The organism is Yaniella sp., from assembly GCF_030453185.1.
Classification (GTDB): Bacteria; Actinomycetota; Actinomycetes; order Actinomycetales; family Micrococcaceae; genus Yaniella.
This window is the reverse complement of sequence record NZ_JAKDKW010000065.1, coordinates 1-13,463: the sequence shown is the minus strand read 5'-3', so window position 1 is coordinate 13,463 and position 13,463 is coordinate 1. Positions and strand designations below refer to the sequence as shown.

The 13,463-nt window shown below is 58.2% G+C and carries 19 protein-coding genes; 13 read left to right on the top strand and 6 right to left on the bottom strand.

Features of this window, described 5'->3' with window-relative positions; all coding sequences use genetic code 11:
* Together L0H14_RS09535 and L0H14_RS09530 are read right to left on the bottom strand one after the other, a co-directional pair.
* A partial coding sequence (locus tag L0H14_RS09535) for a hypothetical protein (protein ID WP_301421728.1) occupies positions 1–276 on the bottom strand: 276 nt, incomplete at its 3' end.
* Positions 277–324: 48 nt separating this feature from the next.
* Entirely contained in the window at positions 325–696 is a 372-nt protein-coding gene (locus tag L0H14_RS09530) for an STAS/SEC14 domain-containing protein (protein WP_301419216.1), read from the bottom strand.
* Between the two features lie 120 nt (positions 697–816).
* Here L0H14_RS09530 and L0H14_RS09525 point away from each other — a divergent pair, with 120 nt between their 5' ends.
* The 3 genes from L0H14_RS09525 to adhP all read left to right on the top strand — a co-directional run bounded on the left by L0H14_RS09525 (position 817) and on the right by adhP (position 3,239).
* Positions 817–1,572 (top strand): pyrimidine reductase family protein, encoded by a 756-nt coding sequence (locus L0H14_RS09525; protein WP_301419217.1) that lies wholly within the window; start codon positions 817–819, stop codon positions 1,570–1,572.
* Positions 1,569–2,078, top strand: coding sequence for a flavin reductase family protein (locus L0H14_RS09520; protein ID WP_301419218.1), 510 nt, complete (start codon positions 1,569–1,571; stop codon positions 2,076–2,078). Before L0H14_RS09525 ends, L0H14_RS09520 begins: the two co-directional genes overlap by 4 nt.
* Before the next feature lie 150 nt (positions 2,079–2,228).
* Positions 2,229–3,239 carry an alcohol dehydrogenase AdhP gene (gene adhP, locus L0H14_RS09515; protein WP_301419247.1) on the top strand — a complete coding sequence of 337 codons (1,011 nt, stop codon included), beginning with the start codon at positions 2,229–2,231 and terminating at the stop codon, positions 3,237–3,239.
* Between the two features lie 106 nt (positions 3,240–3,345).
* Here the strand turns inward: adhP and L0H14_RS09510 are convergent, their stop codons facing one another.
* Positions 3,346–3,867, bottom strand: coding sequence for a TetR/AcrR family transcriptional regulator (locus L0H14_RS09510; RefSeq protein WP_301419219.1), 522 nt, complete (start codon positions 3,865–3,867; stop codon positions 3,346–3,348).
* 143 nt (positions 3,868–4,010) lie between these two features.
* On the opposite strand from L0H14_RS09510, the gene L0H14_RS09505 reads away from it, so the two are divergent.
* The 9 genes from L0H14_RS09505 to L0H14_RS09465 all read left to right on the top strand — a co-directional run bounded on the left by L0H14_RS09505 (position 4,011) and on the right by L0H14_RS09465 (position 10,447).
* A complete protein-coding gene (locus tag L0H14_RS09505; RefSeq protein ID WP_301419221.1) occupies positions 4,011–4,466 on the top strand; it encodes a PaaI family thioesterase in 456 nt (151 codons plus the stop codon).
* Positions 4,467–4,549: 83 nt separating this feature from the next.
* Positions 4,550–5,122 carry a biotin transporter BioY gene (locus L0H14_RS09500; protein WP_301419223.1) on the top strand — a complete coding sequence of 191 codons (573 nt, stop codon included), beginning with the start codon at positions 4,550–4,552 and terminating at the stop codon, positions 5,120–5,122.
* On the top strand, positions 5,103–6,173 hold the full coding sequence (locus tag L0H14_RS09495; protein WP_301419225.1) for an AMP-binding protein: 1,071 nt from the start codon (positions 5,103–5,105) through the stop codon (positions 6,171–6,173). Before L0H14_RS09500 ends, L0H14_RS09495 begins: the two co-directional genes overlap by 20 nt.
* Positions 6,170–7,210: an acetyl-CoA C-acyltransferase gene (locus tag L0H14_RS09490; protein ID WP_301419227.1), complete on the top strand. Its 1,041-nt coding sequence runs from the start codon at positions 6,170–6,172 to the stop codon at positions 7,208–7,210. Before L0H14_RS09495 ends, L0H14_RS09490 begins: the two co-directional genes overlap by 4 nt.
* The gene (locus L0H14_RS09485; protein ID WP_301419229.1) at positions 7,207–7,872 is read left to right on the top strand and encodes an energy-coupling factor ABC transporter ATP-binding protein; all 666 of its coding nucleotides are present in this window, start codon (positions 7,207–7,209) and stop codon (positions 7,870–7,872) included. The genes L0H14_RS09490 and L0H14_RS09485 overlap by 4 nt, the downstream gene beginning before the upstream one ends.
* Positions 7,872–8,465 carry an energy-coupling factor transporter transmembrane protein EcfT gene (locus L0H14_RS09480; protein WP_301419231.1) on the top strand — a complete coding sequence of 198 codons (594 nt, stop codon included), beginning with the start codon at positions 7,872–7,874 and terminating at the stop codon, positions 8,463–8,465. The genes L0H14_RS09485 and L0H14_RS09480 overlap by 1 nt, the downstream gene beginning before the upstream one ends.
* 93 nt (positions 8,466–8,558) lie before the next feature.
* Positions 8,559–9,299: a glucosamine-6-phosphate deaminase gene (locus tag L0H14_RS09475; protein WP_301419233.1), complete on the top strand. Its 741-nt coding sequence runs from the start codon at positions 8,559–8,561 to the stop codon at positions 9,297–9,299.
* 41 nt (positions 9,300–9,340) lie between these two features.
* On the top strand, positions 9,341–9,919 hold the full coding sequence (locus L0H14_RS09470) for a hypothetical protein (protein WP_301419234.1): 579 nt from the start codon (positions 9,341–9,343) through the stop codon (positions 9,917–9,919).
* A gap of 96 nt (positions 9,920–10,015) precedes the next feature.
* Complete coding sequence (locus tag L0H14_RS09465; protein ID WP_301419237.1) at positions 10,016–10,447, top strand: hypothetical protein; 432 nt, start codon at positions 10,016–10,018, stop codon at positions 10,445–10,447.
* A 4-nt stretch (positions 10,448–10,451) separates the two neighbouring features.
* On the opposite strand, the gene L0H14_RS09460 is transcribed toward L0H14_RS09465, so the two are convergent.
* Genes L0H14_RS09460 through L0H14_RS09450 form a run of 3 tightly spaced genes read right to left on the bottom strand, consistent with a single transcriptional unit; the run spans position 10,452 to position 12,840 of the window.
* A complete protein-coding gene (locus tag L0H14_RS09460) occupies positions 10,452–11,441 on the bottom strand; it encodes a phosphatidate cytidylyltransferase (protein WP_301419239.1) in 990 nt (329 codons plus the stop codon).
* Positions 11,438–12,139: a 1-acyl-sn-glycerol-3-phosphate acyltransferase gene (locus tag L0H14_RS09455; RefSeq protein WP_301419241.1), complete on the bottom strand. Its 702-nt coding sequence runs from the start codon at positions 12,137–12,139 to the stop codon at positions 11,438–11,440. The genes L0H14_RS09460 and L0H14_RS09455 overlap by 4 nt, the downstream gene beginning before the upstream one ends.
* Complete coding sequence (locus L0H14_RS09450; protein ID WP_301419243.1) at positions 12,136–12,840, bottom strand: CDP-alcohol phosphatidyltransferase family protein; 705 nt, start codon at positions 12,838–12,840, stop codon at positions 12,136–12,138. The genes L0H14_RS09455 and L0H14_RS09450 overlap by 4 nt, the downstream gene beginning before the upstream one ends.
* A gap of 105 nt (positions 12,841–12,945) precedes the next feature.
* On the opposite strand from L0H14_RS09450, the gene L0H14_RS09445 reads away from it, so the two are divergent.
* On the top strand, positions 12,946–13,463 hold a 518-nt coding region (locus tag L0H14_RS09445; protein ID WP_301419245.1), incomplete at its 3' end, for a hypothetical protein.

The window sequence follows — 13,463 nt, the reverse complement described above, 5'->3', positions numbered from 1 at the left end:
TTCGACGTCGACCGGGGGAGCGGGAGCTACGGGATGGCTCGGTGGGGCAGGCTCAGGTTCAGGGTCCGGAGTGGGGTCTGCCGAAGGCGAAGGTGTCTCGGACGGAGTTGGAGTTGGGGATGGCGTGGGAGCAGGCTCGTGAGTGTTTTCTACGACCGGGCCGAGGTCGCGATCTTCGGGGCCGGCCACGACATCTTGGACGACAAAGCCCCCGGTGACGACCACTGCCAGGGCCGCCACCACCCAGGCCAGTCGGGACGAAATGATGCGAGACATGAGTCCATTATGACCCAGAGAAATGAGACGCAGATGAGAACACGGCGCCTATGCTGCGTCGGTAACCCACTGCTGCGCCTGCTGGGTGTCGGCGGTATCGAAGACGCGAACGTCTACGCCCGGAACCAGTTTTTCGGCCAGCTGGGCGCCACGTTCCAACCACTGCTTGTCGGTGAGCACCGCGATCTTATCGAAACGGTCCAGCGAGCCGAGGTTTGTGATGCCCAGTTTTGTGTCCTCGTAGACGGCGCCACCGGTGAATGCATCCAGCTGCGTCAGATCGACAAGCACAGAAACGCGGTCGTGCTGCTGTAACGCCTCGTTGACAAGATCAGTGACTTTCTGCCAGTCATCGCGGTCCACTGTGCCGCTGACGTTGACCGTGACCAAGTTGTCTTTGAGCTGTAGAGCGTCAATCATAGTGTCCTACTCCTTGCGGGGTTGGCGACAAGACGGATCTCCTGGCACCCTAACAAATCATGGTCATTTTGCGGTGACTGCGCCACTGACACGGTGGGGTATAGCCCATAGACTCGCATCATGAAACATCTCGAATTCGGCACCGACATCGAAGACCCCATGGCCCCGTACCTGGCCGTCGATCGATCCCAGCCCAGACACGAATGCTGGGTCACCGGACACATGGTGGCCGGCCTCGATGGCACCGCGGCGATCGACGGGAAAGTCGGGGCGTTGTCCACCGAGGTTGACCAAAAACTCTTCCGACAAATGCGGCAAATTGCCGACGTCGTCCTGGTGGGCGCCGAAACCGTTCGCCGCGAAGGCTACGGTCTGGTGCGACTTTCCGATGAAGCCAAGGCCCAGCGCGAGGCGGACGGGAAACCGCCAACCCCGCCGGTTGCCGTGGTCTCGGGCAGCCTCGAGTTGAATTGGAATCTCAAACTTTTCAAAGATGCCCCCGACCACGCCCCGACCATGACCATCACCGCTGCATCGGCCGATCCAGACAAAGTCGCCGAAGCCAAACAGCACGCCACCGTGATCACCGCCGGTGAAGAGCGCGTCGACCCAGCCGCGGCGCTACAGGCGCTGGCCGACCGTGGCCATCGGGTCGTGCTGTGTGAAGGTGGTCCAACCCTGCTGGGCGAGTTCGTTGCCGCAGAACGCCTCGACGAGCTGTGCCTGTCCATCGCTCCGGTGATGGGCGGTGACAATCTGCCGGTGGGTGTTATGCCCGACGGCGGAGGCGTCCACAACTTCGAACTCAAATCCGTCATGGGCGAGGAGCACACCCTGTTCCTGCGGTATGAAGCAGCACAGGAGGACCGGCCATGAGCAGCAAAGCGTTTACCTCCCTGATGGGTTCGGTGAACTCCGCTGTTGTGGTGGTGACCACCGTTGCCGACGACGTTCGCGCAGGCTGTCTGGTGGGGTACCACTCACAGTCGAGTATCTCGCCGCAGCAGTACTGCTTCTGGTTGTCCAAAGCCAATCACACCTACCGGGCGGGGCTGTTGGCAACACATTTTGCGGTGCACTTTTTGACCGCCGATCACCTCACACTGGCCAAGCACTTTGCCACCCGATCGGGCGATGACATCGATAAGTTCGCCGATCTTAATATCGAGCTCCACGAACACGGGGTTCCGCTGCTGAGCGATTGTCTACACCGGATGGTGCTGGAGCGGCTTGCCATTGTTGACGACGGCGGCGATCACGTTTGCGTTACTGCGCGAGTAGTCGACGCAGAAAGCTCCGGAAAATTCACGCCCCTGCGGATCTCCGACTTGGGCAAGGTAACGCCGGCGCACGGTAGCGATGAGCGGGCGGTTCATCCTTAACAGTACTGTTGCCTGGCATACAGCCCGGACCTGTGCAACGTCCTTGCAACAGCTGTGTGATTAGGGTCATAGTTGTGAGTTTTTCGTATGCCGGAACGGCTCGCGAAGCTCGCAGTTCATGACGACACAAGGAGGAGCGATCTCATGGCTATGAAGGCTGGAATCGTTAAGCAGTTTGGCAAAACCATCGACATAGAACATACCGATAAGCCGAAACCGGGGAAGCATGAGGCGTTGGTGAGGCTGATTTCCACCGGCGTGTGCCACACCGATTTGCACGCTTTGGAGGGTGACTGGCCAGTGAAGCCTTCGCCGCCGTTTATTCCCGGCCACGAAGGTGTGGGCGAGGTCGTAGAGCTCGGTGAGGACGCCGTGAACTTTCAAGTCGGTGATATCGCCGGGAACGCTTGGCTCTGGAGTGCTTGCGGTAACTGTGAGTACTGCCGGCGGGGTTGGGAGACGCTATGCCATGACCAAATTAACGGTGGATATTCCGTGGATGGCTCCTTTGGTGAGTACATGCTCATTGATACCCGTTACGCTCCCAAAATCCCGGAGGGGTCCGACTTGTATGAGGTTGGGCCGGTCCTGTGCGCGGGCGTGACCGTGTATAAAGGCCTCAAGATGTCGGAAGCGAAACCGGGCGACTGGGTCGTGATATCCGGCATCGGTGGCCTCGGGCACCTGGCCGTTCAATACGGTGTTGCGATGGGGCTGCGGGTTATCGCAGTCGATATTGCCGATGACAAGCTCGAACTGGCGAAGAAGCACGGCGCCGAGATTGTCATCAACGCGGCGGATACCGACCCGGCTGCCGCAGTTCAAGAACAGGTGGGCGGTGCTCACGCTGTGTTGGTGACGGCTGTTCATGAGCAAGCGTTCGGGCAAGCCATTGGCATGTCACGTCGAGGCGGCACCATCGTGTTCAATGGTCTGCCGCCAGGAAAGTTCGATGTTTCCGTGTTCGATGTGGTGCTGAATGGTTTGACAGTACGAGGCTCGATCGTTGGGACTCGACAAGACATGATCGAGGCCTTGGAGTTCCACGCGGCAGGCAAAATTGAACCGACGTACCATCGTCGTCCGCTGGAAGATCTCAACGATGTTTTCGAAGAAATGCGGGGCGGAAAAATCGACGGGCGAGTTGTCATCGAATACTAGATATCACGAGACGACCAACCTTGCACGGTCGTTGCACCTTCTCGGGTTAGAGGGTGTAACGACCGTTTCGTGGTTAGCGCGTCGGCGCAGGCTTCTCTACGGTCCGTCAGGCTATGGAGGAAGCCCCGGTCACTAGATTGAGGGCTTGCCGAAACGTTGAGGTAGTCGTTGGTGAAACATTCACGCCCAGGGCTTGCGCTTGCGTTCGCTGTTGATTCAGAGTGGCGTGGCCGATAATCAACGCCATGATCGCATCGGTAGTCAGTGCATTCGGTGAGACGGCGTTGAGGGAATCGCGCATTCTTTCCCCGCCGGTTCCCAGGGCCAGAGCGGATGCGACAAGCTCCGCAGCGTCGCGAGTCTCAAGAATGGTGTCGTAGAGTCGTTCCGCTCGAGCTGTAATGTCATGGCGTGTATCGCCGGTGGGCGGCGTGAAGTTGACGTCTGCCAGGAGCCGGTCCACCATGGCTCCCAGGAGGGACTGCTTGTCTTTCACGTGCCAGTACAGCGCCGACACCGCCACATCGAGTTCTTTGGCGACACGGCGCATGGAAACGTCAGCCAGACCGTGAGTGGTTAATAATTGCAACCCCACGCGGCTGAGTTCATCGCGGTTCATAGTAGACATCGACACTCATCTTAGCGGCAGGGACTGACGACGATCCATGGAATATGGTCTCATGGACTACAGGGCCCATGCAGTGAGTTCTCGGTGTCACGCGTCGCAGTGAACGCTAAACTCTTGAAGAAGCCACAAGACCAGGAGAGCCTATGACGAAAACCGCAGCTGATATTGCCCGCATGAGTGGGTTGGAGCAGGTGGAGTACTTGGCGGGTTCGGAAGAACCGTTCGCGCCGATCGCACCGTTTTTCAACATGGAGACCATCAGCTATCAAGAAGGCGAGGTCGTTTTTGCTGCCACGCCAGAGCCGAAGCACTACAACCCCATCGGCACAGTGCACGGCGGGTTCGCTGCGACCTTGTTGGATTCGGCATGCGGCACCGCTGTACACACGACGTTGCAGCCAGGGCAGGCGTACACCTCACTGGAAATTAAAGTGAACTTTCTGCGTGCCATGACCGCCGAAACCGGCCGGGTGACAGTACGTGGCTGGGTAGTCCGCCCCGGTTCAAAGGCCGCATATGCTGAAGCTGATATTCGCGATGCGGAAGGACGCATTATCGCGAGCGCATCGAGTACCTGCGCTGTATTTGAAGCACAGTAGCTAACGCTTGGTGATGTCGAGTTTTTCGGCTATCCTGAGCACTGTTCATTGAACGGTGTTCAGTTCACTTGAGAGGTAGCACCATGACCGCTAGAGATTTAGCACGCATCGCCGTGTTTGCAGCGTTGACCGCAGGCTTGGGCCTGTTGGGATCCTTTACCGTGGTCGGCGCCGTGCCGATAACTTTGCAAACGCTGGGGGTCATGCTTGCCGGCGTTGTGCTTGGACCGTGGCGAGGATCCGCATCCATGGCACTACTCATCCTTGGTGTTGCCCTAGGGCTCCCGTTATTGGCTGGTGGTCGCGGGGGACTGGGCGTGTTCGTGACACCCACGGCTGGCTACCTCATCGGCTGGCTGGTCGCCCCCATCATCATTGGGCTGATCGTTGGTAAGCGCCCGGTTTGGTGGCGAGTAGCGCTCGGCTCAGTGATCGGCGGCATCCTGGTGATCTACCTCTTCGGCATTCCGGTGCAAGCCTGGTTCACACAGCTGACCATTGGCGAAACCATCATCACCTCCCTGGTGTTCCTGCCCGGTGACCTCGTCAAAGTCGTCATCACCACCATCGTGACCATGGGGCTGTATCGCGCCTATCCCAAGGCATTCGACAAATCACCAGGCACCAAGAGACGCCGTGCAAATCAAAATCATTAATGACTCTTCGGCAGCCGATGCATTGTCTGCAGCGTTGGCAGCCTACGCCGAAGGTGACGTGCCGCTGATCGTTGATTCGCGAGCCCCAATCGCCGACGATGTGCTGCAGCATGAACTCCCCGCGGCTGCGGCCTGGGCGGCGCTGACGTCCGGGACCACCGGCGCCCCAAAAATCGTGGTGCGTTCTGCTGCGAGCTGGCAAATCGCCTTCGAACCGCTGAATGCCGAACTGGGCTTATGCTCCGGTGACGGTTTGTGGATGCCCGTGCACCAGGTCTCGTCAATGGCGTTATTCTCAGCGGCCTGGGCACAGTCTTCGGGACTGGATCTGGTGATTCCCAAGGCTGAGGATCCTGGCCTGTCACGTGCAGTAGTGGCACATGTGACTCCGTCTTGGCTGGAGCGCTTGCTTGAAATGCTGGACATTGGGCAGAACTCGACTCTCCACACCGTCCTGGTTGGGGGAGACCGACTACCCGAGGATCTGATGCACCGAGCACAAATCGCGGGCCTGCGCGTTGTGACCTATGTCGGTGCTGCAGAGCTGAGCTTGGTTGCCTGGGACCGTGGTGACGGAATGCGTGCTTTCGAAGGTGTTGCCACCCGAATCGTGGACAACCAGCTTTGGGTATCCAGCCCACAGATCGCGTTGGACGTGATCGGTGGAAACCTGGAACGTGAAGTTGTTGACGGCGTGGAGTGGGCGACCGTGGGGGATCGGGTGGCAGAGCAGAATGGCGTTCTAGAATTTCTTGGGCGCGGTGACGGGGCGGTCCTGACTGCCGGGGCAACCGTTATCCCTGCGGAAGTTGAAGCAGTGCTCAACAGTCACCCACAGATCGTCGGCAGTCTGGTCATGGGCCAACCCGATGCCGTCCTGGGCCAGCGGGTTGTCGCCTGGGTCGAAGGCTCCGCCGATCGCGCACAGTTGCGCGATTGGGTGCGTTCGCGGCTGCCCAAAGCAGCCCGACCGGTGAAGTGGCATACTGTCGAGAAACTGCAGCGGACCGCGTCGGGTAAGATTCGGCGAGTAGTCCCGGAGGAAGCATGACCCGAATTGTCGTTACCGCCGGTGCCCGCACCGCAATTACCGGATGGCACCGCGCCCAAGCAGACCTATCTGTTGACCAGCTCGCTGCCACCGTGTTTGCGGCCATGCCAGCCCAACCAGACGTGGTGATGTTCGGCAATACTGTTGGCCCAGGCGGGAACATCGCTCGCATTGCAGGGCTTGCTGTCGGCTGGCAACCTGCCGGCGCACTGACCCTGGATGCCCAATGTGGCTCTTCGTTAGTTGCCATTGGCCAAGCCGCCGGTCATGCGCGGTTGACCGGCCAAACCGTGGTGGCCGGTGGAGCCGAATCTCCTTCGGCTGCCTGGCCGGACGGCAAGCGAACCCAGGCAGCTTTTACTCCATCGGGATTCCCAGACCCAGATATGACCGAAGCCGCTGATCACCTAGCCGCAGACTATGGGATCACACGTGATCAACAAGAAGCCTATGCGGTGCAGAGTCATCACCGAGCGCTGGCCCAGCCTTCCGAACGTCTTGTTGGCGACCATACTGACGATGGTCCCCGTGACGCACAGAAACTCGTGAACCGGCTTGGAACTATCACGCGTCATCCCAGAGCAACAGTAACCGGTCTATCAGCTGCACGAATTGCGGATGCGGCAGCAGCGGTGCAGCTCGCTCCGGAAAACGATCAACCGCATGTGGCGATTGAAGTGGTCGACCACCGGCTCGTTGGGGCCGACCCGGCACTGCCTGGAATCGGAGCGGCGCCGGCCATCGAAGCACTGCTTTGCGCACACGGTCTCTCCGTCATGGATATCGGTGTTGTCGACATCGTGGAAGCCTATGCAGCCCAAGTTCTAGCCGCTTGTCAGCATTTAGGCCTCGACCCAGCATCCATAAACCGCCACGGTGGGGCACTGGCACATGGCCATCCGTGGGCTGCTTCAGGCGCCATTGCATTTTTGACCACTCTTGACCAACTAGCCAGCGCGCCAGCAGGAACGCTGGGCATCACCGCAGCAGCGATCGCCGGTGGCATGGGTGCGGCGGTGTTGGTGAGAAAACTATGATCGAACTCGAAAACGTGATGGTCACCGTCAAACCTGAAGCTGTCCTCCTAGACGACGTCTCTGCCAGACTGGAGGCACCGACGACCGCGATTATCGGTGAGAACGGTTCCGGGAAATCCACGCTGGCCAAGGTGCTGGCCGGCCTCATCGACTACACCGGGTCAGCGAAAATCAACGACGTCGAAGTCGCCACCGGTCGCAAGAAACTGTCGGGTCGAGTTGGCATGATCATTGCCAACGCGGCCGCCCAGGTCATCATGCCCACCGTGGCCGAAGATGTTGGATTATCGTTGCGGCACTTGCCCAAACACCAGCGCCAAACGGCATTGGAATCGGTGTTAGAAGAACATGACTTGACCGATTTAGCCGACCGGCCGGCGCTGTCCCTATCTTCGGGTCAGCTCCAACGCTTGGCCCTGGCCTCCGTGTTGGCCACGAATCCCGATGTGCTCATCGCCGACGAACCGACCACCATGCTCGATGCTCGCTATGCAAAACTGGTGTCCAACCAATTATTTGCTTCGGCCGATCGTCAACTGGTGCTGATCACCCACGATCTGGAACTCGCAGCGCGCTGCGACGACATCTTATGGGTGCACGACGCCAAAATAGCCCACCGAGGCCCAACCGCAATCCAGCATTATCTGGAGCACATCGGCTAATGCTTTCCCTGTATTATCCGACCGGCTCGCTCATCCACCGGCTACCTACCTGGCTCAAACTCTTGGTGCTGGCCGTGGGCTCAACGGCATTGATCTGGCTACCCAACTCCTACTGGGCGCTGCTGGCCGTTGTCGTTCCACTGCTGGGATACTTCCTTGCACGCCTGCCGGTGAGAGTACTCGGTACCGATCTGTTCCGGTTGTCATGGCTCATCGTGTTCCTGCTGATCACCCAGCTAATCTTCAACGAACCCGTCCAAGCTGCCACCGTGATTGCCCGGCTGACCACGATCATATTGGCAGCACAGCTGTTCACCCGCACCACCAAAATTCAGCACCTGATTACGACAGTTGAACAGCTGGCGAAGCCTCTGCGACCATTAGGGGTCAACCCGTATAAGGTCGCGCTGGCTGTCGCCCTCATGCTGTCTGCCTTAGGCCAGATCGTGGGGTTCATCGGACAGGTCCGGGATGCCCAGCGTGCACGGGGAGTACGTCTTGCGGCGTGGTCTTGGGTCGTGCCCGTACTTGTCCTGTCATTGAAGCATGCCGACGACGTCGCCGACGCGCTGGTTGTTCGCGGCCTGGACTAGAATTCAATTTCGGCGCGCAAGATGGCCAATTATGCAGGAATGGGGGCGATCGCCAGTACACTTGATTCTTGAAACAACCGAACGGGGACACTAATGGTACATGTAAAAATTTTGCCCGATAAGGCACATGCGTCTGAAGAAGTCGCACAGATGCTGCACGACCTGATCGTTGAAAAACCGAACGCAGTGATCGGTGTCGCTACTGGTTCCACCCCTGAAGGTGCCTACGAGCGGCTGGCAGAAAAGATCACAGAAAACCGTACCGACGTCTCCCAACTCCAGTTCTTCGCACTCGACGAATACATTGGTTTGCCTTGGGAACACCCTGAGTCATATCACTCAGTCATTCATCGCTGCGTGACAGTGCCCCTGGGAGTTGAGCCAGCACAAGTCCACGTTCCTGAAGCACCGGATGACTCCACCGTCGGCCCGGTTGATGACTACGACCAAAAAATTGCAGCAGCCGGCGGTATCGACCTGCAGCTTTTGGGCATTGGACGAAATGGCCACATCGGGTTCAACGAAACCGGCACACCGTTCAACGCCCCCACCCATGTTGGTGAACTCACCGAAATTACTCGTGAGGATAATTCCCGATTCTTTGAAGGCGGCGTCGACGAAGTCCCACCGTTGGCTGTTACCCAGGGGATCGGCACCATCCTGAAGGCCCGGAAAATTGTTTTGATGGCGTTCGGCGAAGGCAAAGTCGATGCGATCCGCGATTCGCTCGAAAAACCCCCAGCAGAAGAGCGCCCGGGATCGTCTTTGCAACTGCACGATGACTGCACGTTCTACCTAGATGAGGCCGCTGCAGCTAAAGTAGGACACTCATAAGCTAGATCTCTCACCCCTGCACCGTGAAGGAAGAATAACCTATGCGTTTAAGTAAACCGTGGTCCGTAACCACGCTGGCAGTTGTTGGCTTATTTGCTCTGGCTGGCTGCGGCCAGAATGAAACAGAAGCTGAGCCGAATATTGAGGCAATCGAAGAATCAACTTCCCCTTCCGCGGCGAGTATGCAGCCTGAATCCAACAGTTCGGAGATAGAGACGGAGAGTTTCGGATCCGAGACTTCTGACTCCAGTGGTGATGACTCGCTACTGAGCACGTGCCAGGACTACGCAGCATTTGATCGTGAGTTTGTCGCAGAAATCGAGGGAATTATGACCCTTGCGGCGAATCCCGATGCATCTGAGCAAGAAATGGCTGAAGCTAATGAACAGATGCAAGGGTTACGCAGCGAATTCGAAGGTATTATCGCTGAAGCCGAGAACCAAGACTTCGTACAAAACGCAGAAAAGACCCTCGAGTCCATCAAAATATTTGAACAGATGACCGAACCCGGTCTTTCGATGTCAGAAAAGGATCAGTTGTCCTCGGACCCCGCCATGCAAACAGGCGTCGAAGCAGAGGAACAACTCGTCCAGATGTGCAATACCGAGCTGGGCTACTAACACACCACCCGCGCAGTGAGGACCCGTGCTGCAGTCAGCCTGGGTAAAAGTCTGAGTCTGGTGAGCTCACATATCGTCGTTGAAAGTAGCTCTGCTATGCGTGTCCAGAGAAAACTTGCCGTTATGGGTATTGGTGCAGCGGCCATATTTGGCCTTACCGGTTGTGGCACTTCTCTGGCTGATAGCTGTGAAGATTTCTACGAATTCGATCAAGAATATGCGGCAGAGATTGATCGAGTGATGTCCACTGCTACGAGCCCGGACGCCACCGACGAAGACAAGGCCAAGGCCCAAGACTTCGTACAGGAAGCGCGCGAGGACTTCGATGAGATCGTCGCCGATGCAGAAGACGAAGAGTTCCTCTCGTCAGCCGGAGAAATCCCGCCAACTTACGCCCTCTTCGAACGGTTCGTTGAACCCGGCATGACGCAAGAAGACCAGATGGAACTGTTGCAAACCGGTGGCATGCAAAGTGGCCTTGAAGCAGAGGCTGAGCTGATCGAACTGTGCGACGCTGAAATCAACTAACGCCTTATGTGGTGAAGAAGAACCGCACCAGGTGGAAGAACACCGGGGCCGAGAAACTCAACGAATCGAGTCGGTCCATGATGCCGCCGTGCCCGGCTATGGTCGCGCCGAAGTCTTTGACGCCGCGGTCGCGTTTGATCGATGACATTACCAGGCCACCGAAAAAACCCATGAGGCACGAGACGAAGGCGAGTAGGGCTGCCTGCCACCAGACGAACGGTGTAATCCACCACAGCCCAGCACCGATGGCCGTCGCGGTGAGCACACCACCAATCAGTCCCTCCCACGTTTTATTCGGTGACACCGACGGCGCCACAGGATGCTTGCCCAGGGTCTTGCCCCATACGTATTGGAAAACATCTGACAGCTGCACCACGACCACAAGGAACAACATCAGCAGCGCGCCTTCGGCCCCACCGCCGCCGAGGGCGGATCCTTCGGCGGCTTCGCGCCCGTTGTGCATCATGACGGGCAATTGCATGATGGCCGGGATATAACTGATGGCATACACACAGACCATCAGCGCCCACTGGATCATTGCGGCACGCTGTAGGAAGTTGTCCGTATCACCGGCCAGCGCGTTGCGGATCGGCAGGAACAAAAACGCATACACGGGGATGAGCACGGCGAAGGCCCCGTACCAGTGTTCCCACAGGAACCAGTAGTTAATTACTGGGATGATGTATACCAACCAGACCAGTGTTTTGTGGTCCGATCGGTGAGTTGGCGCGATGGTGAGGAACTCGCGCAAGGCTAAGAATGACAACCCCAAAAACAGGATGATGACGGCGGTTTCGCCGATCAGCAGCGTGATGGCCAACCCCAGGGCCATGGCCCACCACGCTGCGATGCGTTGGTTCAGGTTTTTGAGCGTGGAGTTTTCTTGACCTCGCTTCGCGAAACCCAGAATGGCCGCGATAACTGTTGCGAGCACGAGTATGCCGCCAATGCCGATGAACAGCGTGAGCATCGTGGAATCAATGAGGCCGATCATGCGGTCTCTCCTTCAGTTTCTGTTGCGAGCTCATCAGCAAGGACGCGGCGTGCTCGGGCAAGGAAATCCTCTTGCGACTCATCGTCGCCAACAAACAGAGGATTGTGCACGATGACTTGAGAAAGGCGGGGGACCGGAATGGCCTCACCCTTGGGCAATATACGGCCAAGGTTCTTCAAAGTCACCGGCACCACTGGAACATCGGGTGAGTGTTTCGCCAGCCGATAGAGTCCAGCTTGGAACGTGGCAACCTGGTCGCCTGGACCGCGAGTACCTTCCGGGAAAATGATCAGCGAATCACCGGCGTCTAAAATATCCGTCATGCCGGTGAGTTGGCTGGTTTTCGGCGAGCTACCAGAATCAGTTTGGCGTGTCGGGCGAGCATCTATGGTGGTGTGCGGCCGGTCTTTATAGCGGTGGACCAGATGGGCGTTGAAGATGCCCGTTGCCACCGATTGTTTAATGCCCGAACCCCAATAGTCTGCCGCAGCGATGGGCCGGACCTTTGGTTGCAGTTCGGCAGGCATGATGGCCCACAGTGTCACGAAATCCAAGTGGGAGGAGTGATTTGCGAAGTAAATAGCCTGTGAGGGGAAATCGGGTGCTTGCCCGTCGGTGCCTTCAGCACTGATGCGGGCACCGGATGCGGTCGTGATCAAACCCGACAGCCCACGTTTGATGAGGTGCATAACCTTCATGGAGTCTCAACTTTCTGTGCGTGGAGGGCTTGCGAGATGCGGTTCAGACGCATGATCACGGTGACGACAGAGCCCAACAGGATCAGCGCCACAGCGATGGCCAGGAACAGTCCACGACCGTTGAACAGAGGCTCAAACAGGGACGCGAGGCTGGCGACCACCAACACCCACATGCGCGCGGGCTTAGCCATGGGCCCGTCAAAGAAATTCCCCACCCCGTTGGCGGCGCCGAGGGTTCTCACATAGGCGGTGAGGATCGCGGCTGCGGCAGCCATCCAGCCAAGGACGACGCCCCAGTCGAACTCGCCAACCGCCCAGATTCCTGCGGTCGCGTACCCGGCGGCGGCAAGTAACACCAGGTCAGCAATGCGATCTGGCACTTCGTTGAAAAGATCTCCGGTGGGGGTATGCATGCCTTTTTCCACCGCGAGCATGCCGTCGAGCATATTCAGCAACAGTCGCAGCGGAATACAGCTCGCCGTGACTACCAGGCAGACGGCTCGTGCGCTGTCGGTAGTAACCAACGCCGAGGCGATGAGGCCGGCCGCGCCAATGACAGCGAATATCACCGAGCCAACAGACACCATATTCGGCGTGAGTTTGGCAGCATACATGGCATCGGCAAGCTTGGCAGCCCAGCCGGTAGAGCGCTGAGGGATAGCCCGTCGATCGGTGCCCTGTGGGCTATTGGTTTCTGACATAGTTCCTCATTGGTGTTGGCACTGGAAGTCGTGATCTAGTGTAGGCGCTGAGCTAGGCTGAAACCTAGAGATTCTTGACCACCATGATCCGGGAGATGGTGCTAAATGTTGCGAACATGGGTTGATCACACAGTAGCCACAGTGTGGGGTAGTGCTGAGGCCACTGTATTTTTTATTGTGCCCGATGTCTGGACCAGCTGGCTCGCGCTGCATAGCCCCCGGCGGGGTATGGCGACGACGGTATCGGCGCTCGCAGGTGCACTGGCCGGTGGTGCGACCACGTATATGACCGCACAACGGATGCCCCCGGAGGCCACCGAGGAGATCCTGACGTCGATACCGGGCATTTCTGCTGGGATGGTGGCCAAGGTAGAACGGCAACTTGATGAACAGGGCTGGTCGGCCCTGGTGCTTGGTCCCACTCGCGGTGTGCCGTATAAGATTTACGCCCGCACGTTAGCCCACGGCAACGAATCCTTTGGCCGCTTTATGGCACTGTCTGTGCCCGCTCGGATGGTGCGTTTTCTTGCGGTGACCGGTGGCGTTGCCGGGCTGGGAAAACTTGCCGACCGACTAGGAGTAGGTGCCAAGGGGAAAACGGCGACTTTTTTAGCCGGCTGGGC

Bases quoted from the DNA above. Each gene is read 5' to 3' on its own strand.
- L0H14_RS09530 (WP_301419216.1), bottom strand. From the start codon at position 696: ATGATTGACGCTCTACAGCTCAAAGACAACTTGGTCACGGTCAACGTC.
- L0H14_RS09525 (WP_301419217.1), top strand. From the start codon at position 817: ATGAAACATCTCGAATTCGGCACCGACATCGAAGACCCCATGGCCCCG.
- L0H14_RS09520 (WP_301419218.1), top strand. From the start codon at position 1,569: ATGAGCAGCAAAGCGTTTACCTCCCTGATGGGTTCGGTGAACTCCGCT.
- adhP (WP_301419247.1), top strand. From the start codon at position 2,229: ATGAAGGCTGGAATCGTTAAGCAGTTTGGCAAAACCATCGACATAGAA.
- L0H14_RS09510 (WP_301419219.1), bottom strand. From the start codon at position 3,867: ATGTCTACTATGAACCGCGATGAACTCAGCCGCGTGGGGTTGCAATTA.
- L0H14_RS09505 (WP_301419221.1), top strand. From the start codon at position 4,011: ATGACGAAAACCGCAGCTGATATTGCCCGCATGAGTGGGTTGGAGCAG.
- L0H14_RS09500 (WP_301419223.1), top strand. From the start codon at position 4,550: ATGACCGCTAGAGATTTAGCACGCATCGCCGTGTTTGCAGCGTTGACC.
- L0H14_RS09490 (WP_301419227.1), top strand. From the start codon at position 6,170: ATGACCCGAATTGTCGTTACCGCCGGTGCCCGCACCGCAATTACCGGA.
- L0H14_RS09485 (WP_301419229.1), top strand. From the start codon at position 7,207: ATGATCGAACTCGAAAACGTGATGGTCACCGTCAAACCTGAAGCTGTC.
- L0H14_RS09480 (WP_301419231.1), top strand. From the start codon at position 7,872: ATGCTTTCCCTGTATTATCCGACCGGCTCGCTCATCCACCGGCTACCT.
- L0H14_RS09475 (WP_301419233.1), top strand. From the start codon at position 8,559: ATGGTACATGTAAAAATTTTGCCCGATAAGGCACATGCGTCTGAAGAA.
- L0H14_RS09470 (WP_301419234.1), top strand. From the start codon at position 9,341: ATGCGTTTAAGTAAACCGTGGTCCGTAACCACGCTGGCAGTTGTTGGC.
- L0H14_RS09465 (WP_301419237.1), top strand. From the start codon at position 10,016: ATGCGTGTCCAGAGAAAACTTGCCGTTATGGGTATTGGTGCAGCGGCC.
- L0H14_RS09460 (WP_301419239.1), bottom strand. From the start codon at position 11,441: ATGATCGGCCTCATTGATTCCACGATGCTCACGCTGTTCATCGGCATT.
- L0H14_RS09455 (WP_301419241.1), bottom strand. From the start codon at position 12,139: ATGAAGGTTATGCACCTCATCAAACGTGGGCTGTCGGGTTTGATCACG.
- L0H14_RS09450 (WP_301419243.1), bottom strand. From the start codon at position 12,840: ATGTCAGAAACCAATAGCCCACAGGGCACCGATCGACGGGCTATCCCT.